General features: G+C 71.9%; 22 protein-coding genes and 1 tRNA gene. 13 read left to right on the top strand and 10 right to left on the bottom strand.

What is annotated here, in order from left to right:
- Positions 1-13: 13 nt before the first annotated feature.
- From ABWI04_RS07295 to ABWI04_RS07285, 3 genes are all read left to right on the top strand, one after another.
- Complete coding sequence (locus ABWI04_RS07295) at positions 14-1,315, top strand: tetratricopeptide repeat protein (RefSeq protein ID WP_353831842.1); 1,302 nt, start codon at positions 14-16, stop codon at positions 1,313-1,315.
- 158 nt (positions 1,316-1,473) lie between these two features.
- Entirely contained in the window at positions 1,474-2,913 is a 1,440-nt protein-coding gene (locus tag ABWI04_RS07290; protein ID WP_353831841.1) for a High-affinity nickel-transporter, read from the top strand.
- Between the two features lie 294 nt (positions 2,914-3,207).
- A complete protein-coding gene (locus ABWI04_RS07285; protein ID WP_179848283.1) occupies positions 3,208-3,489 on the top strand; it encodes a hypothetical protein in 282 nt (93 codons plus the stop codon).
- 607 nt (positions 3,490-4,096) lie between these two features.
- Here the strand turns inward: ABWI04_RS07285 and ABWI04_RS07280 are convergent.
- The 3 genes from ABWI04_RS07280 to ABWI04_RS07270 all read right to left on the bottom strand — a co-directional run bounded on the left by ABWI04_RS07280 (position 4,097) and on the right by ABWI04_RS07270 (position 5,525).
- A complete protein-coding gene (locus tag ABWI04_RS07280) occupies positions 4,097-4,489 on the bottom strand; it encodes an STAS domain-containing protein (RefSeq protein WP_353831840.1) in 393 nt (130 codons plus the stop codon).
- A gap of 78 nt (positions 4,490-4,567) precedes the next feature.
- Positions 4,568-5,146: a DUF5994 family protein gene (locus ABWI04_RS07275; protein WP_353831839.1), complete on the bottom strand. Its 579-nt coding sequence runs from the start codon at positions 5,144-5,146 to the stop codon at positions 4,568-4,570.
- Positions 5,147-5,213: 67 nt separating this feature from the next.
- On the bottom strand, positions 5,214-5,525 hold the full coding sequence (locus tag ABWI04_RS07270) for a hypothetical protein (protein ID WP_353831838.1): 312 nt from the start codon (positions 5,523-5,525) through the stop codon (positions 5,214-5,216).
- Positions 5,526-6,347: 822 nt separating this feature from the next.
- Between ABWI04_RS07270 and ABWI04_RS07265 the strand changes: the two genes are divergently transcribed.
- Complete coding sequence (locus tag ABWI04_RS07265; protein WP_353831837.1) at positions 6,348-6,704, top strand: PRC-barrel domain-containing protein; 357 nt, start codon at positions 6,348-6,350, stop codon at positions 6,702-6,704.
- 32 nt (positions 6,705-6,736) lie between these two features.
- Positions 6,737-6,904 carry a hypothetical protein gene (locus tag ABWI04_RS07260; RefSeq protein ID WP_345172709.1) on the top strand — a complete coding sequence of 56 codons (168 nt, stop codon included), beginning with the start codon at positions 6,737-6,739 and terminating at the stop codon, positions 6,902-6,904.
- A gap of 192 nt (positions 6,905-7,096) precedes the next feature.
- Here the strand turns inward: ABWI04_RS07260 and ABWI04_RS07255 are convergent, their stop codons facing one another.
- The 4 genes from ABWI04_RS07255 to ABWI04_RS07240 form a co-directional block, all read right to left on the bottom strand.
- Positions 7,097-7,300 (bottom strand): hypothetical protein, encoded by a 204-nt coding sequence (locus ABWI04_RS07255; protein ID WP_353831836.1) that lies wholly within the window; start codon positions 7,298-7,300, stop codon positions 7,097-7,099.
- A gap of 185 nt (positions 7,301-7,485) precedes the next feature.
- Positions 7,486-7,752, bottom strand: a complete 267-nt coding sequence (locus tag ABWI04_RS07250; protein ID WP_353831835.1) for a hypothetical protein — start codon at positions 7,750-7,752, stop codon at positions 7,486-7,488.
- A 367-nt stretch (positions 7,753-8,119) separates the two neighbouring features.
- Positions 8,120-8,192 (bottom strand) — tRNA-Lys (locus tag ABWI04_RS07245).
- Positions 8,193-8,236: 44 nt separating this feature from the next.
- Positions 8,237-9,523: a cytochrome P450 gene (locus ABWI04_RS07240; protein WP_353831834.1), complete on the bottom strand. Its 1,287-nt coding sequence runs from the start codon at positions 9,521-9,523 to the stop codon at positions 8,237-8,239.
- A 24-nt stretch (positions 9,524-9,547) separates the two neighbouring features.
- Between ABWI04_RS07240 and ABWI04_RS07235 the strand changes: the two genes are divergently transcribed.
- Positions 9,548-9,940 carry a PaaI family thioesterase gene (locus ABWI04_RS07235; protein ID WP_353831833.1) on the top strand — a complete coding sequence of 131 codons (393 nt, stop codon included), beginning with the start codon at positions 9,548-9,550 and terminating at the stop codon, positions 9,938-9,940.
- A 1-nt stretch (position 9,941) separates the two neighbouring features.
- A complete protein-coding gene (locus ABWI04_RS07230) occupies positions 9,942-10,628 on the top strand; it encodes a dienelactone hydrolase family protein (protein WP_353831832.1) in 687 nt (228 codons plus the stop codon).
- 55 nt (positions 10,629-10,683) lie between these two features.
- Here ABWI04_RS07230 and ABWI04_RS07225 read toward each other — a convergent pair whose 3' ends face one another.
- Complete coding sequence (locus ABWI04_RS07225) at positions 10,684-11,214, bottom strand: C40 family peptidase (RefSeq protein WP_353831831.1); 531 nt, start codon at positions 11,212-11,214, stop codon at positions 10,684-10,686.
- A 650-nt stretch (positions 11,215-11,864) separates the two neighbouring features.
- Between ABWI04_RS07225 and ABWI04_RS07220 the strand changes: the two genes are divergently transcribed.
- Positions 11,865-13,244, top strand: coding sequence for a glycoside hydrolase family 1 protein (locus ABWI04_RS07220; protein ID WP_345172725.1), 1,380 nt, complete (start codon positions 11,865-11,867; stop codon positions 13,242-13,244).
- Positions 13,245-13,314: 70 nt separating this feature from the next.
- Here the strand turns inward: ABWI04_RS07220 and ABWI04_RS07215 are convergent, their stop codons facing one another.
- Positions 13,315-14,337 (bottom strand): DNA topoisomerase IB, encoded by a 1,023-nt coding sequence (locus ABWI04_RS07215; protein ID WP_345172727.1) that lies wholly within the window; start codon positions 14,335-14,337, stop codon positions 13,315-13,317.
- 10 nt (positions 14,338-14,347) lie between these two features.
- A complete protein-coding gene (locus ABWI04_RS07210; protein WP_353831830.1) occupies positions 14,348-15,196 on the bottom strand; it encodes an SDR family oxidoreductase in 849 nt (282 codons plus the stop codon).
- A gap of 179 nt (positions 15,197-15,375) precedes the next feature.
- On the opposite strand from ABWI04_RS07210, the gene ABWI04_RS07205 reads away from it, so the two are divergent.
- The 5 genes from ABWI04_RS07205 to ABWI04_RS07185 all read left to right on the top strand — a co-directional run bounded on the left by ABWI04_RS07205 (position 15,376) and on the right by ABWI04_RS07185 (position 22,810).
- Positions 15,376-16,149: an SDR family oxidoreductase gene (locus ABWI04_RS07205; protein WP_345172731.1), complete on the top strand. Its 774-nt coding sequence runs from the start codon at positions 15,376-15,378 to the stop codon at positions 16,147-16,149.
- Positions 16,150-16,157: 8 nt separating this feature from the next.
- Positions 16,158-16,922: a crotonase/enoyl-CoA hydratase family protein gene (locus tag ABWI04_RS07200; protein ID WP_345172734.1), complete on the top strand. Its 765-nt coding sequence runs from the start codon at positions 16,158-16,160 to the stop codon at positions 16,920-16,922.
- Between the two features lie 218 nt (positions 16,923-17,140).
- Complete coding sequence (locus ABWI04_RS07195; protein WP_353831829.1) at positions 17,141-17,884, top strand: L,D-transpeptidase family protein; 744 nt, start codon at positions 17,141-17,143, stop codon at positions 17,882-17,884.
- An 81-nt stretch (positions 17,885-17,965) separates the two neighbouring features.
- On the top strand, positions 17,966-20,779 hold the full coding sequence (locus tag ABWI04_RS07190) for a helix-turn-helix transcriptional regulator (RefSeq protein WP_353831828.1): 2,814 nt from the start codon (positions 17,966-17,968) through the stop codon (positions 20,777-20,779).
- A gap of 222 nt (positions 20,780-21,001) precedes the next feature.
- Positions 21,002-22,810, top strand: a complete 1,809-nt coding sequence (locus tag ABWI04_RS07185) for a M4 family metallopeptidase (protein ID WP_353831827.1) — start codon at positions 21,002-21,004, stop codon at positions 22,808-22,810.
- The last annotated feature ends 159 nt before the right edge of the window (positions 22,811-22,969 follow it).

Genomic DNA, 22,969 nt, shown 5'->3' with positions numbered 1-22,969 from the left:
CCGAGAGGGAAACGTGCTGTCCACACCCAAGCTCAGACGTGCGGCCTTCCTGCTGCTCCCGGCCACCGCGCTGGCCGTCGCCTCGATCGCGGTCGTGGGAGTCGCGCGCGGACCAGCGCCCGCGCGCCGCGATCCCGGCCCCGCCGCATCCGCGCCGCCGGCGGACGCGGCGGCGGGCGCCATCGCGCGCTACCAGCGGACACTCCGGGAAACACCCGGCGACTACGCGACATGGGCGGCGCTGGGCGCGGCCTACGTGCAGCAGGCCAGGATCACCGTCGACCCGGCGTACTACGCCAGAGCCGAAGGCGCGCTACGCCGATCCCTGGCGCTGAACGCGGCCGGCAACCACCGAGCGATGATCGCCATGGCCGCGCTGGCCAACGCCCGCCACGAGTTCACCGACGCCGTCCGCTGGGGCCGGCGGGCCGAGCGGATCGACCCGGCCAGCCCCGAAGTGTACGGCGTGCTCACCGACGCCTACACCCAGCTCGGCGACTACCCGGCCGCGACCGCCGCCGTGGCCCGCATGAACGATCTGGGCCCCGGCGTCGCGGCGTTCACTCGCGCGTCCTACGAACTCGAGACGCACGGCGACGACGCGAGCGCCCGCCGGGTGCTGCGGCAGGCGGCCGAGGACGCCTACACCCCGTCGGACATCGCGTACTGCCGCTACTACCTGGGCGAACTCGCCCTGCACTCCGGCGACCTGGACGAAGCCGCCCGCCAGTACCAGGCGGCCCGCAGCGCCGACCCCGCCTACGTCCCCGCCGCGCAGGGCATCGCCAAGACCCATGCCCTGCGCGGAGACCTCGCGGGAGCGATCAACGGCTACCGTGACGTGGTGGGCCGCGTCCCGCAGCCGCAGTACATCGCCGAGTACATCGAGCTGCTCCGCGCGGCCGGGCGCACCGGCGAGGCCGCCGAACAGCATCGGCTGCTGCTCGCCCAACGCGGGCTGATGGCCGGCAACGGCGTCGTGGACGATCTGAGCGCGTCCGAGTACGCCGCCGACACAGGCGACGCGACCAGGGCGCTGCGGCACGCCCGCGCGGAGTGGGCGCGCCGCCGGAGCGTCGTCGTGGCCGACGCCCTCGCCTGGGCGCTGCACCTCAACGGCCGCGACCGGCAAGCACTGCGACACGCAGAGCAGGCGACCCGCCTTGGCTGGCGCAACGCACTGTTCTACCGCCACCGGGCCGAGATCCACGCAGCCCTCGGCGACAACGACGCAGCCCGCCGGGACCGCGCGACGGCCCGGCGCATCAACCCGCACCTCGACCTGAGACTCCCCGCGATCGGCAGAGCATCATGACTCCAACCGGCCCAGCCACCACGCTGAACGGACACACCCAGCCGACGTCTCGGCCGAGCAACCGGACGCGCCGCCTGACCGCACGGGCCGCAGCACGAATCGCGCCAGGACGCGCCGGACTATCGGCTGCGCTGGCGTTGATCTCCGCCCTGATCGCGGTGATCTGTTGGGGACCTCCCCTCCCCGCCAACGCCGGCACCTCGTTGCCCCACCATCCGCTGGGCAACTTCACCGTCAACCACTACGACGGGTTGCGGCTGGAGACCGACCGCGTCGAGGACACCGCGATCGTCGACTCCGCGGAAATCCCCACCCTCCAGGAGCGCGCCGCGGTCGACACCGACCGGGACGGGACGGTCAGCGCACCTGAGGCGGCCCGCTACGCCGAGCGGCAATGCGCCGCCGTCGCCCTAGCCAAACCGCTGACCGTGGGAAACAGGACGGTCGCCTGGCGGCCGACGGCCACCTCCTACGCCCGGGTCCCCGGCTCGGCAGGACTGCCCACCAGTCGCCTGACCTGCACGCTTTCGGCGCCCGCCACCATAACGGCGGCCACACGGATCCACTTCAGCGACACCTTCCGCAACGACCGGATCGGCTGGCACGAGATCACCGCCACCGGCAAGGGTGTGCGGATCGACCGATCGCCCGTCCCCGCGAGCAGCATCAGCGACCAACTGCGCCACTACCCCAGCGACCTGCTCACCTCGCCACTGGATGTCCGATCGGCAACCCTCGACGTCCGACCCGGCACCGGCTCGTCCTTCGCACGACTACCCGGGCTGCCCACCGCCGGGCCCTTCACCCGAACGCTCGGACACCTCACCACCTACTTCGACTCCCTGGTGGGCGCCCGGCACCTGTCCCTGAGCGTCGCCCTGCTCGCCGTTGCTCTCGCCGCCATCATCGGCGCCGGACACGCCGCGCTCCCCGGCCACGGCAAGACGGTCATGGCCGCCTACATCGCCGGACGCCGGGGCAGGGCCCGCGACGCCATCATCCTCGGCGCCACCGTCACCCTCACCCACACCGGCGGCGTCCTGATCCTGGGCCTGCTGCTCTCGACCTCGGCAGCCCTGGCCGGAGAAACCATGCTCGCCTACCTCGGCGTCGCCAGCGGCCTCCTGGTCGCGGCCATCGGCATCGGACTCCTCCGCTCAGCCTGGCGCACACACCACAACCGCCACCCCCACGCCCACGCCCACGGGCACGGCCACGGGCACGGCCACGGCCACGGGCACGGGCACGGGCACGGGCACGGCCACGGCCACGGGCGCTTCGGCAAGGCCGGATTGATCGGGTTGGGACTCTCCGGCGGCCTGGTACCCAGCCCGTCCGCGCTGGTGGTACTGCTAGGCACGATCGCCCTTGGCCGGACGTTCTTCGGAGCCGGTCTCGTCCTGGCCTACGGAATCGGCATGGCCGCCACCCTCACCGCAGCGGGCCTCACCCTCATCCGCCTGCAAAGCATGCTGGGCCGGACCTCCCTCACCCGCAAAGCGAAGTGCTTGAGCCGCCTCGTTCCCTTCGCAACCGCCGCGCTGGTCATCGTGGTCGGCCTCGGCCTGATGCTGCGCAGCTTCAACGGCTCGGTGTAGGCCGACACCCCATGACCACCATCAGGGTCCGAGTCGATGCGGAGGGTGATGACGAGTGGTGGGCGATGTGCTCGTCCCGTGCCTCAGCCAGGCCGAAGCCCCGCCGTGTGGGCACTGTCGCGAATGCCCCGCAACGGCGGAGGAGCTGACAGGTGTCGACAACGCACCCGACACCGAGCCACAGACCGATACCGAGACCTTCGCCGTAACCGGCGCCAAGCAGACTCTCGGTGGCCGGTACGCCGCGGGGGTCCGCGCTCTTGGCACCCGAGCCGCCGAGGGGACCGTCCCGGCATGATCGGCGAACTGTTCGAGGAGGCGCTGTATGGCAGCGCACGGGTGGAGATCGAACACCTCGACGGCCGACGGCGGCGCTGGCCCACCGCGGACTTCCAGTACTCGGCATCGACGCGGCACCGCGCGCGGTCGAACTGGCCATCGCGGCCGGCGCCCCGACCCTGTGTCGAGACGTGTTCGGCCGCGTGCCAGGCGCCGGGCGATGGCGGACGATCCTGCTTGCCGCCGGAAACATCGGCATCGGCGGCGACCCCGCAGCACTGCTGCGCCGCGTCCTGAGACTGCTGGGGCCAGGCGGCCAGGTGTTGATCGAAGTCGACCCGCCCGGCACGAGCTCACGAACCGAGCCGATGCGGCTGCGTTCAGCCCGGGCGATCGGCGATTGGTTTCCCTGGGCTCATGTTTCCACCGATGGCGCCGACGCGCTGGCCGCCTCATGCGATGCGGCCGTCACCGAGCGATGGGAGGAGGCGGACCGCTGGTTCGTCGCCCTCCACCGCCCGGCAACCAGCACCACACTTCCCGGAGAATGTGGTGGAGGCGAACAGGACACCGCACGCCGGGGGCGCCATCAACAACGCTCACGAAGAGGTTCCCCCGGTTAGTACCAGCAACTGGAGTGATGGACGTTCAGCCGGCCAGATCGCGTTCACATTTCCCATGGCCATCAGGTGTGTTGAGCGACCAGGCGGAGATGGCATCCCGATTCGGGGAGTGTCGAGTCAACGGCGGATCCGATGATCAAGGAGACGCCAGGTGACCGACAGCATCGTTGGGGACGACTCCGCTGAGCAGCCGGTCCGGGCGCCGCAGGGGGCGGTCCAGCCCGTTTCGGAACCGCCGAGCGGACAACGAGCCAACATCTCTGTGCCCGGCGCCCATGCGGTCATGCGGCGAGCCCGGCGCGGACTGCCCGAGCGGGCAGGACGATGAGCGCGCGGTCGAGCCCGGTGGCGCGGAGCAGCGCGGCGACCTGCGGGCCGGGGGCGGCCAGGCGCAGGGTGATGCCGAGTCCGGCGGCGCGGCGGCGGATGCCGATCAGCACGGCCAGTCCGGCCGCGTCGGCGGACGTCACCGTGCTCAGGTCGAGTATCAGCAGGCGGCCGTTGGGCCGCAACGCGTCGATCAGGTGTTCGCGCAGCGCTGCGGCGGCGGCACCGTCCAGGGCGCCCGACAACGCGACGATGGTGTGACCGGGGCGCCGGTGGGCGGGCATCCGCACCTCGTGGGGGCCTCGTACGAGATCTGCGGCGGCGGGCGGGGTGGTGAAGGTGGTCATGGTGATCTCCGTTCGGAGAGGGGCGGAGGTTCCGTGCCCGGGCGGCCGCCCGACGGGCCGGCCGGGCAACGGGTCGGATCAGCGTGTCGCCGGGTCTCCTCGAAGGCGTCCGCCCTCGGATTCCCAAGCGTCCTCCGAGGCGTTCTGGGTGCCGGCCCGGTCCGGTCGGCCGGGTGCCGCGGTGAGGGCGGCCAGCAGGCCGGGGGTGTGCAGATGGTTGGCGGGGTGGGACGCCAGTTCCATCACCGCCTCGGCTTCGGTGCGGGTCGTGGAGACCGGGACGGTGAGCAGGTCGACGCGCCGCCCGTCGGCATGGATCGCGGTGAGGAGCCCGGCGGGAAGCGAGTCGAACCAGCTCAGCCGCACCACCCTGCTGTCGGCCGGGCCGTCGATCCGCAGCCGGCGCGGTCGGCTGTCCCAGTCGTCCACCCGCAGCAGGACGTGGGTGACGGGACGGTGGTCGTCGATGGGGCCGTGGTCCTGCAGCGCCAGGACCAGCCCCGGCAGCTCCGCGACCGGGTCGGCCGAGCGGGGCCACCAGGCGCCGTCCAGCGCGGTCCGCACCGAGCCGGGAGGAGCCGCGGGGCGCAACCGCAATCGTGGAGTCGAGGGTGGTGACAGGCTGATCGTCGTGCGGCGTTCGGTGGTGGTCCACATGGCCGGCACCTTCTTCTGAATTTCGATCGATGCGGCGAGCCGGTTCCTCATCGGAGGCGCTTGCGCGTCAGCGGCCGCGTTGGGCGAGGCGGGCGGTGCCCAGAATCAGGGGGACCGCGAGTCCGGCGGCCATCGCGGCCAAAAGCACGACCGCCAGCGGCAGGACACCGCTCATGCCGGCGAAGTTGCTTACCACGACCACCATGAAGACGGCCGAGATGACCGCGACGGCCAACATCCCGGGCCACGCCACGCTGGTGCGGGTCACCGTCACCGTCTGCGGGGCCGACCGGGTCTTGCGCTGTCCGGGCGAGCCGGGGCCGGGCCGGAAGCCCGCGCCGGGACGGCCGCTGGTGCGAGGCTCGTACGAATTCGGCATGACTCCCCCTCTCGGGGGCGAGCCGGTGTGACGGAACAACCTCAGAATGAGGACGTCATCGTTGCCGGATAATTTGATCCTACCCGACGATTCATGAATATTTGCAATTATCTAAAAAGATTTCTTTGAAAGGTGTGCAGGGACACGGGATCAGGATTCATTCGAGCTCCGGGCGGGCGGTCATCGGTGCGAGTGATGCCGTGTGCGCGCTTTGCCTGTTTCCCGCCATCAGGCCGTCCGACTTGAATGCGAAGCAGCCGGTCACCGCTGGGGGCTGCGCCCGGCTGGTCCAGGACCGTCCGCTCCTCCCCGGGCCGGCAGGCCCTGCACCACGGCCGACCCGTGGTGAGGCGAGACCTTTGGCCGGGTTGCTGAACAGGAAGTGAGCCCCATGACCGTCCGAGACCGGGTCTCCCCGATCCGAACCTCGAAATGCAGCCCCCCTCCCGGCGCGCCGGACTGGGCCGACCACGAACGATCTGGACCAGACCGAGGCGCGCCTGCTCAGCACCGCCCAAGCCGCGGGCCTGAGCTTCGAACAGATCGCCGCCGTCCTCGGCCTCGGCGTCGAGGAGACAGAGGAGCGCTACCGGCAACTCAAACCCCGCCTGGACGAACCGGCCGCCGCACCGTCCCCGGCACCGCCGCCCCGCGCCGGCTCGAGCCGGGCGCAGACCAGGACGCGGTCGGCGCCGAAGGTCACGGTGGCTTCCGGCAGATCCCCCCACCGTCCGGGCACACCGCCCACGGATCAGCCGACCTGGGACGAAGTGGACGACGAAGACTGGGGAAACTGATTCAACCGGAAATGAAGGAGTCCCAATGATCCAGATGGCCGACATCAGGGAATGGCGCACCCGCGCCGTCCTCGACTCCGGCGGCCACAAGATCGGCACACTGGAGTCGGTCTACGTCGACACCAGCACCGACGAACCCGCCATGGCCACCGTGCGGATCGGTCTGCCCACCCGGCACCGCCTGGCCTTCGTCCCCCTGGAAGGTGCGACCGCCGGCCCCGGCTACGTGCGGATCCCCCACGACAGGTCGCAGGTCAAGCACAGTCCCGCGATCGGCATGGACGACGTTCTGCCCGCCCAGGACGAGGAAGCGGTCTTCCGGCACTACGGCCTGCACTACGAACCCGGCGCAGGCGGCGAGCGCCAGCTCGCCCGCCGCTGAACACTCGGACCCGACCGAAGGAGTGAAGGCACATGATGGTCTTCGTCCTCGTGGTGGTGATCGCCGCGCTGGTGCTGGGCATCCTCGGCATCCTCGTCCACGGCCTGTTCTACCTGCTGATCATCGGCGTCATCGTTCTCGTCGCCGATCTGGCGTTCCTCGGCGTGCGCTCGACCAGGCGCGAACGGCCGCTTCGCTGACCACCTGCACGGAAGCGGCCCCGACATCACCGCGTCGTCCGCGGGCGGGTCGAAGTCGACGTCGACGTTCTCGAACCCCTTGTGGCGTTCGGTCTCGGCACAGGAGGCGTAGGCGCCGGTCTCCGGCGGTCAGCTCGACATTGCCGGTGAAGGGCGTCAGCAGGCTGCGGGGCCACAGCCGCCGCTCGCGCATCACGTTGATCTCCGCGCCGCCACGAAGGTGACCGCGCCCAGGTAGATCCACGTCAGCAGCCCGAGCACGAGACCGAACATGCCGTAGGTGGCGGTCGCGCCCTTGAGCATGTGGGGGAGCAGGAACGCACCGGCCCATTGCAGGGCCTGCCAGACCAGCGCCGAAACGATCGCCCCCATCCGGACCTGCGCGACAGACGCCACCGGACGCGGCCACCGCCGACAGCAGCGTGGTCGCCGGGACCGCCCCGCCGCCGACCGCCGGCAACACCAGACTGCGCACCCTGGCGGCGGGCTCATGAGGGACACCAGCATGAGCTGCGCGTTGGTTACTCCAGCTCGGGACGCAACGGCCCGCCGACCGCATGGAGATGGCGCAGCGCCTGCGCTTAGGACTGGAGGAGACTCGTCTCGCAATAGGCGACGCCGTGGCGGTTGCTGAGGGCGCGCACGAGCGTCTGCGCGCGGATCACCGACCCCCAACGACGGATCGCCCCGTTGCCGTGGGACAGCAGGTCCATACCGCGTATCGAGAGCCAGAGCGCCGCGAACGCCGTGATCGCCGCCTCCAACTCGTCGGTGTCCTCGGCGATACCGCCAGCTAGAAGGTAGCGGGCCGCGAACTCGCGCAGGTTGTCGTCGAGAAGTACGTGCAAGGGCCACGCGCGTATGAGTATTGAGGGGCAGAGGCAGGCCTTCGTCCGCCTTTTGCTCTTGACTGCGCCGCCCCCCACGGCCACCAGATGGGAAGCGCATCGATGATGCCGCCAGCGGGATGCGAGCCTCCGGATTCACTCTGCGGGAGGGTGCTGCTGACTGCTCTGGTGGTGCTGCGGTCGGTTCAGTGGGTGGTATGACCGGCTTGGGCGGGCGAAGAGCGCCCGGGTTCGAGGCTTGACCAAGGTGGACGCATGGCCCGGATCGAGCCGCCGAGCCGTCCTCAAGCCGTCAGGGGGACGGAGTGGGGGGAATCGGGCAGTTGGCAAACCGGGACATTTTCGCGTTTGCCCTGGTCGGACTGGGTGGGTCGCGTGGGACTCGAACCCACAACCTACGGATTAAAAGTCCGGAGCTCTGCCAATTGAGCTAGCGACCCGTCCTGGCAAGCGTACCGAGATCGACGGGGGGTTCGCGACGGGGTTAGGGGGCGGGGGTCAGGTGGACGGGGAGGTGCTTGAGGCCGTTCTGGAAGTTGGAGGCCAGGCGGACGGGCGTGCCGGTGAGGGTGACGTCGTGGGGGAGGAGTTCGCGGAAGACGGCGCGCATCTGGGTGCGGGCCAGGTGGGCGCCCAGGCAGAAGTGGGGGCCGAAGCCGAAGCTGACGTGGTCGTTGGGGGTGCGGGTGATGTCGAAGCGGTCGGGGGAGGGGAAGACGGTCTCGTCGCGGTTGGCGGAGGCGTGGTAGACGACGACCTTGTCGCCGGGCTCGATCTTCTGGCCGCCGAGGTCGAGCGGGGTCGTGGCGGTGCGGCGGAAGTCCATGACCGGTGGCCAGTAGCGGAGCATCTCCTCGACCGCGGACGGCAGCAGGGACGGGTCGGCGCGGAGGCGGGCGAGTTCGGCGGGGTGGTCGAGGAGGGTGAGCAGGCCGCCCGGGATGCCGTTGCGGAGGGTCTCGTTCCCGGCGACGGCGAAGAGGAAGAACATGTTCTCGAACTCGGAGGGGGTGAGACCGCCTTCGAGCATGCGGGACATGATGTCGCCGGACGGGTGGGAGCGCTTCTCGGCGGCGAGGGCGTGCGCGTAGGCGAACATGTCGGCGAGGGCCGTGGAGGAGCGCGGGTTGATGGGGCGGCCGTCGGGGCGGACGGTCTCGGACGGGCGGTGCCTCATCGCCTCGCGGGCCATGGGGGTCATCGCGGCGGCGTCGGCGGTGGAGAGGCCGGCGTAGTCGGGGTCCTGGTAGCCGATGACGCGGGACGCCCAGTCGTAGAGGAGGCGGCGGTCGGAGTCGGGGACGCCCATGATGTGGGCCAGCGTCCAGACGGGGAGGTCCGCGGCGAGCTCGACGAAGTCGGTGTCCTCGCCGAGGGCGGAGGCCACGAGGGCGCGTGCCCGCTCGTTGATGGTGTTCTCCAAAGCGCGGACGGCGCGGGGGGTGAACGCGGCGGCGACGATGCGGCGCAGGCGGGAGTGGTCCGGCGGGTCCTGGTTCAGCATCATCGCGCGGACGAAGGCGAGGTCCTCGGGCGTGTCGGGGTCGCGGATCTGGGTGGCGCCGAGGTGGGAGGAGAACAGGTCCGGGGAGCGCAGGACGTGCTTGACGTCGGCGTGCCGGAAGACCGCCCAGAAGCCGGGGCCCGCGGGCCAGGGGCCGACGGCCGGTTCGCCGACCCGGGCGACCGGCGACGCGGCGCGGAGCCGGGCGAACGTCGCGTAGGGGACGCCGGCGGCATAGGTGGCGGGCAGGAAGATCTCCTCGTGCATGCCCTCAGCGTGCATCATGACGGGGTGAAGCCTGAAGAGATCCTCCGTGACAACTTCGCGCCGTGGGTGCTCGACCTGGGCCTGGTGCCCGAGGAGGTCGGGGACGGGACGGCGGTGCTGCGGCTGCCCTGGTCCGACCGTCTCGCCAGGGAGGGCGGCGCGCTGTCGGGGCAGGCGCTGATGGCGGCGGCCGACACGGCGGTGGTGCTGGCGGTGTCGGGGGCCAGGGGGGCCTTCGTGCCGATGACGACGGTGCAGCTCAGCACGACGTTCCAGCGGCCCGTGACGGGACGGGACGTGCTGGTGCGCGCGGAGCTGTCCAAGCTGGGCCGGACGCTGGCGTTCGCGGAGATCGACATGACCGCGGACGGGCGGACGGTCGCGCATGCCAGCGCGGTCTACGCCATCATCGGCTGACATGACGTGTACAGAGAAGGTCGTCGTCGCGGACGGCGAGTTCGACCTGCGGGTGTGGGGGACGCGCGGTCCCGGGATCCTGCTGCTCCAGGAGATCTTCGGTGTCGGCGACTACATGGAGGCGGTCGCCGAGGACCTGGTCGCGCTGGGGTTCGTCGTGGCGGCGCCCGACATGTTCTGGCGGATCGAGCCGAACTGGACGACCGCGCACAACGAGGCGGCCCTGCCCAAGGGGATGTCGATGGTCTCCCAGTTCGACTGGGAGAGGGGCGTAGAGGACGCTGTGGCGGCGCTGGGGGTCCTCAAGGGGCTGCCAGAGGTGGGTCGGGTGGGCGTCCTGGGGTTCTGCTTCGGCGGGACGCTGGCGTACCTGGTGGCTGCGAACGCGCAGGTCGATTCGCTCGTCTCGTACTACGGGTCCGGTGTGCCGGGAATGCTTGACAAGCTCGACGCCGTCCAGGCGCCTGCGCAGTTCCACTTCGGCGGTGCCGACGCGTACATCCCCCGGGAGGACGTCGCCAAGGTGGAACGTGCGGTCGAGCAGAGGGACCACATGGAGATCCACGTCCAGGAGGACGGCGGGCACGCGTTCCACAACCGCAAGGCGCCGATGTTCTACCAGCCGGAGCCCGCCGCGCGCGCTTGGCGGCTCACCGAGGAGTTTTTGCGGCGGACCCTGCCGGCCTAGTGACGCGAAGGCCCCGCGCCGGGCGGGCGGCGCGGGGCCTGGCGTGCGGTCCGGGTCAGATCCCGGGCCGGACGGCGCCGTGGAAGTTGCGCTTGTAGTAGCCGTTCAGCTTGATCTTCTTGACCCGCTTGCCGGAGCTCGGCGCGTGGATCATGTAGCCGTGGCCGACGTAGATGCCCATGTGGCTCCGGCCGCCGTAGAAGAACAGCAGGTCGCCCTTGACGGCGCCCTTCCAGGAGACCTTCTTGTGGACCGCCTTGTAGATCTGCTGGGTGGTCCGGGGGAGCTTCACCCCGGCCTTGCGCCAGGATCCTCCGGCGAGCCCGGAGCAGTCCCAGGAGCCGGGGCCCGTGGCGCCGTAGCGGTAGGGGTCGCCGATCTGCTTGGCCGCGTACCTCACGGCGTAGTCGGCGCGCTTCCTCTGCTTGGCGATCCGGGCCTGCTTGGCGGTGAGGGCCGTGGTGGTGACCGTCGCGGCCGGGGCCGCGGCGAGGGGCGCCCGCTGCGGGGCCGCGGCGTGCACGGGCCCTGCCGCCAGGACGGACGCGCCGAGCGCGGTGGTCGTGGTGAGCACGAGCCCGCCCACGGTGAATCCGGCCTTGAGGGGGTTTCGAGGGGTATGCAGAATGTCTCCAGACCTCGCGGTTGATGCCTACCGGGCAGCCGTCACCCTCCGGATTAATTGGAGGGTTCGGGATGCAGCGGCCGATTTCGCAGCGTCATTGAGGGGGGACGCAGAGAAATGGCGGCCGCTTCCGGTTCCGTGCCTCTCGTCTGCACGGATTCGGCGTCCGACGACGGCTTCCGGGCGGGGTCCCTGGAGGGGACGACCTGGGGGTCCGCGCCGGCCTCCCGTGGGAGACCGTCCGCGCCGCCGCCGCGCGTCGGGGTGCGTGTTCTGTTGTCCGGGCGGCTCGGGCGCCGCATGAACCGGGCAGGAAGGTAGCCAGCGCGCGGCCGGGCTGGCAAATCACCCGCCATTTCTCCACGGTGGCGGCGGTCCGTTTGAGACACCGGTCCAGCGTTCTGCCAGCACTGATCGGCAACCCCTTTCACTGATTGTGAAGTGAGTCACAAGCGCCGGAAAAGCATGATCAATTTATCGGTCTGTGATGCGCGGCACAGCCGGGGGCGGGCCCGGCGGTTGCCGGATCCGGCCGTGTCCGGCCATTGACGGGGGCACGCGCGACCCCTGTAGTGCGAAGGAGATTCATGTCCGCCTCCGGAGGGAGTCCCGTGTTCGGCAGACCCCGCAGAGCACGCCCCGTCCACCTCCTGCCGGCCCTCGGCCTGGCGGCAGCTCTCGCGCTGACCGCCGCGTCCCCCGCCGCGGCCGCCCCGGCCGCCGAGCCCGCCGCCGGCAGGCCCGCCACCGCCAAGTTCCCGCCGGGATTCCTCTGGGGCGTCGCCACGTCCGGCTTCCAGAGCGAAGGCTCCTTCCCCGACAGCAACTGGACGAGGTACGCCGACCGCAAGGCCGGCGGCGTCACCGACCCCTACGGGAATTCCGTCGACTTCCGGCACCGCTACCCGAGCGACCTGAAACTCGCCCGCGGGCTCGGCGCGAACGTGTTCCGGACGTCCGTCGAGTGGTCCCGCGTCGAGCCGCGCCGCGGTTTCCGCGACCCCAAGGCGATCGCCTACTACGACGACCTCGTCCGCCGGATCAGGGCGGCCGGGATGCGCCCGATGCTGACGCTCGACCACTGGGTCTACCCGGGCTGGGTCGCAGACCAGGGCGCCTGGGACAACCCTCGGACGGGGGACGACTGGCTGCGCAACGCCCGCTTCGTCGTGGACAGGTACAAGCGCCAGGGCGTCGTCTGGATCACCTTCAACGAGGCCAGCGCCTACGTCTACAAGGAGTTGACGGCCCGTCCGATGGACCTCGGCCAGATGATGAGGATGCGCGACGCCCTGGTCAGGACGCACCGCGCCGCCTACGACATGATCCACGCGGTGGACCCGGGCGCCCCGGTGTCCAGCAACGTCGCCTACGGGTCGCCTGTCAACGGCATCTTCGACGCGGCCCTGTTCAACGAGGTCACCGACAAGCTCGACTTCATCGGCATCGACTACTACTACGGCGCCAACCTGCAGAATGGGACCGCGGCCTACGCGCTCATGGGCGAGTTCTGGAAGATCGACCCCGAGCCCGAGGGGCTGTACTACGTCCTCAGGAACTACCAGCGCCGGCTGCCGAACCTGCCCATCTACATCGTCGAGAACGGCATGTCCACGGACGACGGCAAGCCGCGCCAGGACGGCTACACACGCTCGGACCATCTGCGCGACCACGTCTACTGGATCCAGCGTGCGATGGCCGACGGCGTGAAGATGATGGGCTACAACTACTGGAGCCTCACCGACAACTACGAGTGGGGCAGTTACCGGCCGCGGTTCGGCCTCTACACGGTGGACGCGCTGACCGATCCGTCCCTGGCGCGCCGTCCGACCGACGCCGTCCCGACCTACCGGTCGATCATCGCGAACCGGGGCGTTCCCGCCGGTTACGTGCCGGTGCGCAAGCCCGGCTGGTGCTCGATCGAGGACCCCGTCGCCACCTGCCTCGGCACGACGCCCACCCCGCCCGCCGCCTACCGCCGCGCGGAGTGAGGACGGGCGTCTCCGCCTCCGGCGGACATCAGGAGGCCTTCGGCGGACATCAGGAGGCCTCCGGAGGGCCTCAGGAGGCCCCGCGGAGCAGGTCGAGGACGGCCTGCTCCGCCGGCCCCTGCGTCGCCAGCTCGCCCTCGGCGACGTCCACGCCGAGCCGTCCGAGGGCGGGCGCGATCGTCGCGCCCTCCTCGTACAGGTCGATGACGCGCGGGTCGATGTAGGACGCCCGCGCCACGGCCGGGGTGTTGCCGAGGTAGGAGGCGACCTCCTTGACGACGCGGACGACGGCGCGGTTGCGCGAGGCCTCGCTGTCACCGGCGCGCACCGACACCGCGAGCCCGACGGCCGCGAGGACGGTGGCGTGCCACGTCCGGAAGTCCTTGGCGGTGAAGTCGCCCTGGGTGACCTCGCGGATGAACTCGTTGATGTCGGACGTGGTGACGTCGTGCCAGCCGCCGGGCGTCCGGTAGGCGAGCAGCTCGGGCGAGTCGTCGCCGCGCCGCTTGAGGCCGCTCACCACCTTGCGCACGTTCTCCTCCGCGACCGCCTGGTACCGGTCCTTCGAGCCCTTGGCGGGGTAGTCGAACGTCACCCGGTCGCGCCCGCAGGTGACGTGCTCGCGCAGGACGGTCGCGAGCCCGAAGGTGCCGTTCTCGGCCGCGTACGCCTCCCCGCCGATCCGGAAGAACCCGAGGTCGATGAGGCGGACGGCCGCCGCGAGCACCCGCTCGCGCGTGTAGCCGCGTCCGGCCAGGTGCTCGGTGAGCGTGTGGCGGACCTTGGGCAGCCGCTCGGCCAGTTCCAGGACGTGGTCGTGCTTCTCCCGGTCGCGCTGCTCGCGCCAGGCGTCGTGGTAGAGGTACTGGCGGCGCCCGGCGACGTCCGTCCCGACGGCCTGGATGTGGCCGTCGGAGTCGGGGCAGATCCAGACGTCCTTCCACGCGGGAGGGATGACGAGGGCCTTGATCCGTGCCTTCTCGGCGGCGTCGGCCAGGGTCCGGCCGTCGAGGCCGAGGTACACGAATCCCTTCCCGCACTTCCGGCGTCCGTAGCCGGGCTCGCTCAGGTCGCTGCGTCGCAGCTCCGTCATCGGCACTCCATCAGCCCGGGTGGATCTCACCGCCGGCGGGGACCAGGGTCTGCCCGGTGTAGTAGGACGACTGGCGGTCGGAGGCGAAGAAGACGTAGGACGGCGCGATCTCGTCGGGGTCGGCGGCGCGTCCCATCGGGGCCTGCTTCCCGAAGTCCTCGACCTTCTCCGCGTCGAAGGTGGCGGGGATGAGCGGCGTCCAGACCGGGCCGGGCGCGACGCAGTTGACCCGGATCTCGCGGTCCATGAGGTTCTGGGCGAGGCACGTGGTCAGCGCCATCGCCGCCGCCTTGCTGGCCGAGTAGTCGATGAGCGTCTTGTTGCCGCGCAGCCCGTTGATGGACCCGGTGATGATCACCGACGATCCGGGGCCCAGGTGGTCGAGGGCCTCCTGGACGGTCCAGAACAGCGAGAACACGTTCACCTCGAACGTCCGCCGGAGCTGGGCGTCGTCGATCTCGCGCACGTCCTTCACCGGCGTCTGGGTGCCGTGGTGCAGGACGAGCAGGTCGAGCCCGCCGAGGTCGCGGACGGTGTGCCGGACCACCTCGCGGCAGTGCCGCTCCTCGGCCAGGTCGCCGCCGAACGTCACGCACCGGCGGCCGGCGGCCTCGACGAGGCCCGCGGTGTGCCGGGCGTCCTCGTCCTCCTCCAGGTAGGTGATCGCGACGTCCGCGCCCTCCTTGGCGAACGCGACGGCCGTCGCCCGGCCGATGCCGGAGTCGCCGCCGGTGATCAGTGCGCGCCGTCCCTCCAGCAGGCCGCTGCCGGTGTAGCCGCGCATCTCGTCGCGTGGTTCGGGCGTCATGTCCTCGGTGCGCCCGGGGTAGGACTGGCTCTGTGCAGGACGCTCGCTCATGGGGTCCGGGTGCCCTTGCCAGGGGGCGGCAAACGTTCTCTATTGTGACTCCAGAGTAACTTCGCCTTCCCGGGCGAGGTCGCGCCTCCGTGATCCGCGGGGGTGTGAGCAGAGCGCGCGACGACGTCTGGATAGCATCACCCCGAACCACATTCGGTCCCTCACGTAAGGTGTCGCTTATGGACCTGAACGGAGTTTCCGCCGTCGTATCCGGTGGCGCGAGCGGCCTCGGTGAGGCCACCGTCCGCGCGCTGGCCGCCGAAGGCGCCAAGGTGGTCATCGCCGACCTGAACGAGGACAAGGGCAAGGCCCTCGCCGACGAGATCGGCGGCGTCTTCGTCAAGACGGACGTGTCGAACGAGGAGCAGGTGCAGGCCGCGGTGCAGGCCGCCGTCGACTCGGGCGCCCCGCTGCGCGTCATCGTCAACAGCGCCGGCATCGGCTGGGCGTCGCGGACCGTGAACCGCGACGGCACCCCGCACGACCTGGCCTCCTACGAGACCGTCATCCGGATCAACCTGATCGGCACCTTCAACCTGATGCGGATCGGCGCCGCGGCGATCTCCAAGACCGACCCCGCCGACGAGGACGGCCTGCGCGGCGTGGTGATCAACACCGCCTCCATCGCCGGCATCGAGGGGCAGACCGGGCAGCTCGCGTACTCCGCGTCCAAGGGCGGCATCATCGGCATGACGCTCCCCGCCGCCCGCGACCTCGCCGCGATCGGCGTCCGCGTCAACACGATCTGCCCCGGCATCATCGACACCCCGATCTACGGCGAAGGCGAGGCGGCGGAGGCGTTCAAGGCCAAGCTCGCCGCCCCCGTCCCGTTCCCGAAGCGGATGGGCAAGGCGTCGGAGTTCGCCCACCTGGTCAAGTCCCTGATCGAGAACGACTACATGAACGGCGAGACGATCCGCTTCGACGGCGGTATCCGCTTCCAGCCGAAGTGAGGCACTGAATGACCGACGCTGTCCTTACCGAAGAAGACGGCGCCGTCCTCATCGTCACCATCAACCGCCCGGAGGCCCGCAACGCGGTCAACGGCGAGGTGGCGAAGGGGATCGCGGCGGCCCTCGACGAGCTCGACTCCCGCAAGGACCTGTCCATCGGCATCCTCACCGGCGCGGGCGGGACGTTCTGCGCCGGGATGGACCTCAAGGGCTTCCTGACGGGCGACAACCCGACCGTCGAGGGACGCGGCTTCGCCGGCATCACCGAGCGCCCGTCGGCCAAGCCGCTGATCGCCGCCATCGAGGGCTACGCCCTGGCCGGCGGCTGCGAGGTGGCGCTGTCCTGCGACATGATCGTCGCGGCGCGGGACGCCCAGTTCGGGCTGCCCGAGCCGAAGCGCGGGCTGGTCGCCGCGGGCGGCGGGCTGCTGCGGCTGCCGCAGCGCATCCCGTTCCACATCGCCATGGAGATCGCCCTCACCGGCGACAAGTACCCGGCGGAGCGGATGGCCGAGCTCGGGTTCGTCAACCGGCTCGCCGAGCCGGGCGGCGCGCTCGCCGCGGCCAAGGAGCTGGCCCTGAAGGTCGCCGAGAACGCCCCGCTGGCGCTCGCGGCGACCAAGAAGGTCATCGTCGAGTCCGCGGACTGGACGTCCGACGAGGCGTGGAAGAAGCAGCAGGACATCACCCTGCCGGTCTTCATGTCCAAGGACGCCCAGGAGGGCCCGGCGGCCTTCGCCGAGAAGCGCAAGCCGAACTGGAAGGGCGAGTAAGCCCCCTGGCCTGAGTGGCCCTTTTTGGCGTCGTGATGGCACGCAGAACGCCCGCAACTTCACAGTTCCGGGCGTTCTGCGGTTCTCCAAGCGTCGCGGCGTCGTCATGCTCCCGATCATCACCGGGCCCGCTCCGCCGCGCGGGCGGGTGAGGGGTACCCGGGCGGGGTAGAGACCGAGGCATGATCATCCGTTTCTCGGGAGCAGGGAGCCGCGTCATGCGTTGGGGTGCCATGCGGGTCACGGTTCTCTCCTCTGCCGCCGCGCTGTCCTCTGCCGCGGTGCTGGTCGCGGCGGGGGTTCATGCTCCGCAGGCGCTCGCCCGGGAGAGGGCGGAGGATCCCTGCCGGGCGCTCGGCCAGGGGAAGACGCGCTACGAGCCGGGTGCGGCGCGGCATGTGGTGTTCGCCGTGGCGGCCCAATACGGCACGACCGAAGTGGCCGTCACCGAATGCGTCAGGGCGGGGCGCTCGTGGAAGACGCTCCTGACCGCACCGGGGCATGTGGGACGGAACGGATACGCCGAGCCGGGCGCCAAGCGGGAGGGCGACGGCAGGTCGCCGACCGGCTCCTACAGTCTGACCCAGGCGTTCGGCGAAGGGGACCCAGGCACCCGCCTCCCCTACCGCACGCTGCGGGAGGGCGGCGACTGCTGGGGCTCGACGATCGGCGACCGGCGGTACAACCGGTACTACCGGGGCACGTGCCTGCCCGCCGACGAGAACCTCTCGAAGATCATGCGGGACGGGCCCTACCGGCAGGCCGTGGTGATCAACTACAACCGGCCTCCGGACTCGCCGGTCGTCCAGGGGAACGGCTCGGCGATCTTCATGCACGTCGGCGCGGGTCGGACGGCCGGGTGCGTCTCGATGGAGCGGTCCGTCCTGGAGGCCGTCATGCGGACCCTGCGCCCGCACGACCGGATCATGATGGGGACGAGCCAGGCCCTGTTCCGCCCCTGAGCGGAACGCGGGCGTTGTGACGGGTTCGTCCGCTGGCTATCGTCGGTGGCGGCGTCCTAGTCCTCCTGAGGGGAGCGAGTCATGGACGTCCTCGCCGCGTCATCGGTGGTCCGCGCCGGAGCACCGCCCAGGCTGGCAGGGCGGTCCGCGCTGCTCGCGTCCGTGGAGTCCCGGATCGGGCGGAACGGCAGCGTGGTGCTGACCGGTCCGAGCGGTATCGGGAAGACGGCGCTGCTCGAAGCCGCCGGAGCCGCGGCCGCGGAACGCGGGGAGCTCGTGCTGCGGGTCGCGGGCACCGAGACCGAGCGGTGGGTGCCGTGCTCGGGGCTCGCCGAGCTGCTCGACCAGCTGCCGGGCGCGCTCACCGCCGAGCTGCCGCGCGAGCGGCTGTCCGGGCTGCCCGAGCCGCATCCGGCGGCGGCGTCCGACCATGCCGCGTGCCGGCTGGCGTTCCGGGGGCTGCTCGCCCGGTGCGCCGAGGAGCGGCCGGTGCTGCTGCTCGTCGACGACGCCCAGTGGCTGGACGCCGAGTCCGTGCACGCCGTCCGCTACACGGTCGGCCGGCTCGGCCCGCGCGGCGTGCGCGCCATCGTCGCCGGGCGCTGGCCGGAGGGACTCGCCGCGGGCGACGGCGGCGGCGACACCTGGACGCCCGCGCCCGACGCCGCGCACCTGCCCGTCCCGCCGCTGGAGCCGGACGAGCTGGCCGAGATGCTCGACAGCTACGGGCTCCCGGTGCGGGTGGTGAACACCCTGCACGCCGACTCCGGCGGCAACCCGTACCTGGCGCTCGCGCTCGGCGGCGCGTTCACCGGGCGCGTCCCGCGGCACTGGCGCCCCGCCCCGCTGCCGCAGCGGGTGCGGGCCGTGATCGCCGAACGGCTGGCGCGGCTGCCCGAGCGTGCCCGCGAGACGCTGCTGATGGCGGCGCTCGCGATCCGGCCGACGGCGGACCTGCTGCGCCGGGCCGGGCGCGCCGAGGCGGCGCGCGACATCGGGCACGCCGCCGGGCTGGGGCTGCTGATCACCGAGGGCGGCGGGATCCGGTTCACCCCGCCCGCGGTCGGCACCGTCCTCGCCGAGTCCGCCGACGCCCCGCACCTGGCGCGGGTGCACCGGGCCCTCGCCGAGGTGGTGCCGGACGCGGCGGGACGGGCCCGGCACCGCGCCCTCGCCGACCCGGGCCCGAACGCCGAGCTCGCGCACTCGCTGGTCACCGCCGCCGAGCAGGCCGTCCGGCAGGGGTCGCACCGGATGGCCGCCGAGCTGTACCTGCTGGCCGCGGACCGCTCGCCGGCCGAGCCCGCCGCCGAGCGGCTGGAGTGGCTGGTCGCGGCGGCCGAGACCGGCGCCAGCGGCGGCCTGCCCGACCTCGCGCACCGCGCCGCCGACGCCGTCCTGGCCGCCGACGCCACCCGCGCGCAGCGGGTCCGGGTCCGGCTCGCGCTGCTGGACCTGTCCGGCCAGGGGCTCACCGAGATGGGCGAGCTGTTCGCCGCCGCGCTGGTGGACGCCGAGGGCGACCCGGCGCTGCTCGGGCAGGTGCGGCTGCGGACGGCGCTCGGCACGCTCGTGACCGGCGCGCCCGGACGCGCCGAGCAGGAGGTCAACGCCGCGCTGGTGCACGCGCGCGACACCGGCGACACCGACCTGGAGGCGCGGGCGCTCGCCGTCCGGGCGAACATCGCGCTGATCGAGGGGCGCGGCGACTACGCGGGCGACCTCGAACGGGCGCGGCGGCTCCCGGAGCCCCCGCTGGACGGACGGCTCCACATGACGCCCCGGTACCTCGCGGCCTACTGCGCCATCTTCGAGGACCGGCTCACCGAGGCGCGCGCCGAGCTGCTGCGGCTGCTGGCGCTGGTGGAGCGCGGCTCCGGCGAGGAGGTCGTGCACGTCCTGCGCAACCTGTCGGAGGTGTCGGCGCGGACGGGCCGCTGCCGGGAGGCGCTGGACTTCGCCGACCGCGCCATGCGCGTCACCGAGCAGGCGGCCCTCAGCCCCGGCCCGGCCTGGTACCACGGCGCGCTGGCGGAGCTGGCGGGCGGGGACATCGACCGGGCGGTCGCCCTCGCCGAGCGCGGGGTGCGGGCGTCCGAGCAGGAGAACGACGTCATCTTCCAGAGCCGCCTGCTGCACGTGCTCGGCGTCGCCCAGACGCGGAGCGGGGACGTCCGGACGGGCGTCGGCACGCTGCGGCGCATCGAGGCGCTCGGCCAGGACCGCAGGCTGCCGTCGCCGACGGTGCTGCCCTGGCAGTGCGACCTCGCCGAGGGGCTCGCGGCCCTGGGCGACACCGGGCGGGCCGCGGAGCTGATCCGCACGACCCGCGCCGCCGTCGGGTACCGCGGCGCGAGCGTCACCGGACGGCTGGACCGGGCGGAGGCGGCGCTGCTGGCCGCGCGCGGCGAGCACGACGCGGCGGTCGCGCTGCTCAGCGAGGCCGCGGCGCTGTTCGCGCGGCTCGGCCAGCCGCTGGAGGCCGGGCACTGCCTGCTCGACCAGGCGCGCGTCGAGCGGCGCCGGCGGCGCGGCGCGGCCGCGCGGCGGGCGGCCGAGGACGCCCTGGAGATCTTCACGCGGTGCGAGGCGCGGCCCTGGATCGAGCGGGCGCGGCACCGGCTGTCCCGCCTGGAGACCGGCCTGCGGGACGGCCCCGCCGGGCCCGGTCCCGCCGCCCGGGCGTCGCTGACCGAGGGGGAGCGGCGGATCGCCGTCCTCGTCGGTCAGGGCGCCACCAACCAGCAGGTGGCCAACCGGCTGTATCTGAGCGTGAAGACCGTCGAGGCGTCCCTCACGCGCGTCTACCGCAAGCTCGGCATCCGCTCCCGGGCGCAGCTCGGGGCGCTGCTGGGCGGCGGGCCGGCCGGCCCCGGGGCGTCGCCGCCGCACTAGGGAACCCTCGTCCGCCCCCTGGCCGTGTAGGGGTTTCCCTTGCCGTGCGGCGGGCCTCCCTACACCTCAGGTGCAGGGGGAACTTTGCGATGACATGCCGGAAATGGCGTGTCATCGTTCCCGAGGCAAACCCCCCACTCCGGAGTTCCGCGGCCCCACCGGGCCGCAGGAGCGCTCCCCCTCGGGCGTCCCCGCGACGGCCGGCAGACAAGGAGTACCCCCGTGAGATCCACGACCCCCGGACGCGCCCACAGGCGCGTCGCCCTGAGCACCTCCCTCGTCACCGTCGCCGCCATGGCGCTGCTGAGCATGCCGATGGGCCCGGCGTCCGCCGCACCCGCGCGGGCGCCGAAGGGCGACCCCGGCCAGCTGCCGGCGAAGGTGAGCGCGCAGGAGTACCGGACGCTCGTCGGCCGGGCCGAGGCGCGGCAGGACGAGACCCGGTCCGCGCTGAAGCTCGGCGCGAAGGTCGGCCTGAAGGTGAAGACCGTCGTCAAGGACCAGGACGGCACCACCCACACGCACTACGAGAGCACCTACGAGGGCCTGCCCGTCCTCGGCGGCGACCTCATCGTGCACCGCTCCAAGGCCGGTTCGATCGAGCGGGTCTCCCAGGCGCTCACCAAGCCGCTCCAGGTGGAGACCGCACCGAAGACCCTGGTGTCGACCAGGCCGAACACGCCGAAGGCCGAGGGCAGCGTCGCCCCGCGCAAGGTCGTGTGGGTCGGCGAGGGCGGCGAGCCCGTCCTCGCCTGGGAGACCGTGGTCGGCGGGACGCGGAAGGACGGCACGCCCAACCGGCTGCACGTCCTCACCGACGCCGTCTCCGGCAAGAGGATCATCGAGTGGCAGGGCGTGCAGACCGGCACCGGCAGGAGCCAGTACTCCGGCACGGTCCAGCTCGGCACCAGCTCGTCCGGCGGCAGTTACGTCCTGCGCGACACCGGGCGCGGCAACCACGACACCACCAACCTCAACCGGGCCACCACGGGACGCGGCACGCTCTTCTCCGACGCCGACGACACCTGGGGCGACGGCACGGCCGGCAACAGCCAGACCGCCGCGGTCGACGCCGCCTACGGCGCCGGGGAGACCTGGGACTTCTACAAGACCGTCTTCGGACGGTCGGGGATCCGCGGCGACGGCGTCGGCGCCTACTCCCGCGTCCACTACGGCACCGGCTACGTCAACGCCTTCTGGGACGACAGCTGCTTCTGCATGACGTACGGCGACGGCCAGGGCAACAGCAAGCCCCTGACCGAGCTGGACGTCGCGGGCCACGAGATGACGCACGGCGTCACCTCCAACACGGCCGGCCTGGTCTACCAGGGCGAGTCCGGCGGCCTGAACGAGGCGACGTCGGACATCATGGCCAGCGCCATGGAGTTCTGGGCGAACAACTCCAGCGACGTCGGCGACTATCTCATCGGCGAGAAGATCAACCTGCGCGGCGACGGCGCGCCGCTGCGGTACATGGACCGTCCCAGCAAGGACGGCTCCTCGCTGGACAGCTGGTCGCCGAACGCCGGGAACGTGGACGTCCACTACTCCTCGGGGATCGCCAACCACTTCTTCTACCTGCTGTCCGAGGGCAGCGGCTCCAAGGTGATCAACGGCACCGCCTACAACTCGCCGACCTCCGACGGCAAGCCGGTCACCGGCATCGGCCGGGAGAAGGCCGCGGCGATCTGGTACAAGGCGCTCACCGAGGAGATGCGCCCGACCACGAACTACGCCGACGCCCGCCGCTCGACGCTCGCGGCCGCGTCCAAGCTGTACGGGCAGTCCAGCGCCGAGTACGCCGCGACCGCGAACGCGTGGGCCGGGGTCAACGTCGGCAGCCGCGTCAGCGACCCGGGGCCCGGCGACCCCGGCCCCGGCGACCCGACCGGATCGTGGGCCGCGGGCACCGCGTACAAGACCGGCGACGTGGTGACCTACGACGGCGCCAGCTACCGATGCCTTCAGGCCCACACCGCCATGCCCGGTTGGACCCCGCCCAACGTCCCCGCCCTCTGGGAGAGGATCTGACCGAACCCGCGCGCCGCGGTGCTCCCGCCGAGCACCGCGGCGTCGTGCCGTGTTCTCGGGTCGCGCCGTGTTCTCGGGTCGCGCCGTGTTCTCGGGTGGCGCTGTGTTCTCGGGTGGCGCTGTGTTCTCGGGTGGCGCTGTGTTCTCGGGTGGCGCCGT

It is taken from the genome of Actinomadura sp. NPDC000929 (assembly GCF_040492065.1).
GTDB classification, from domain to species: Bacteria; Actinomycetota; Actinomycetes; order Streptosporangiales; family Streptosporangiaceae; genus Spirillospora; species Spirillospora verrucosospora.
This window is presented reverse-complemented; position numbering and strand designations above follow the sequence as displayed.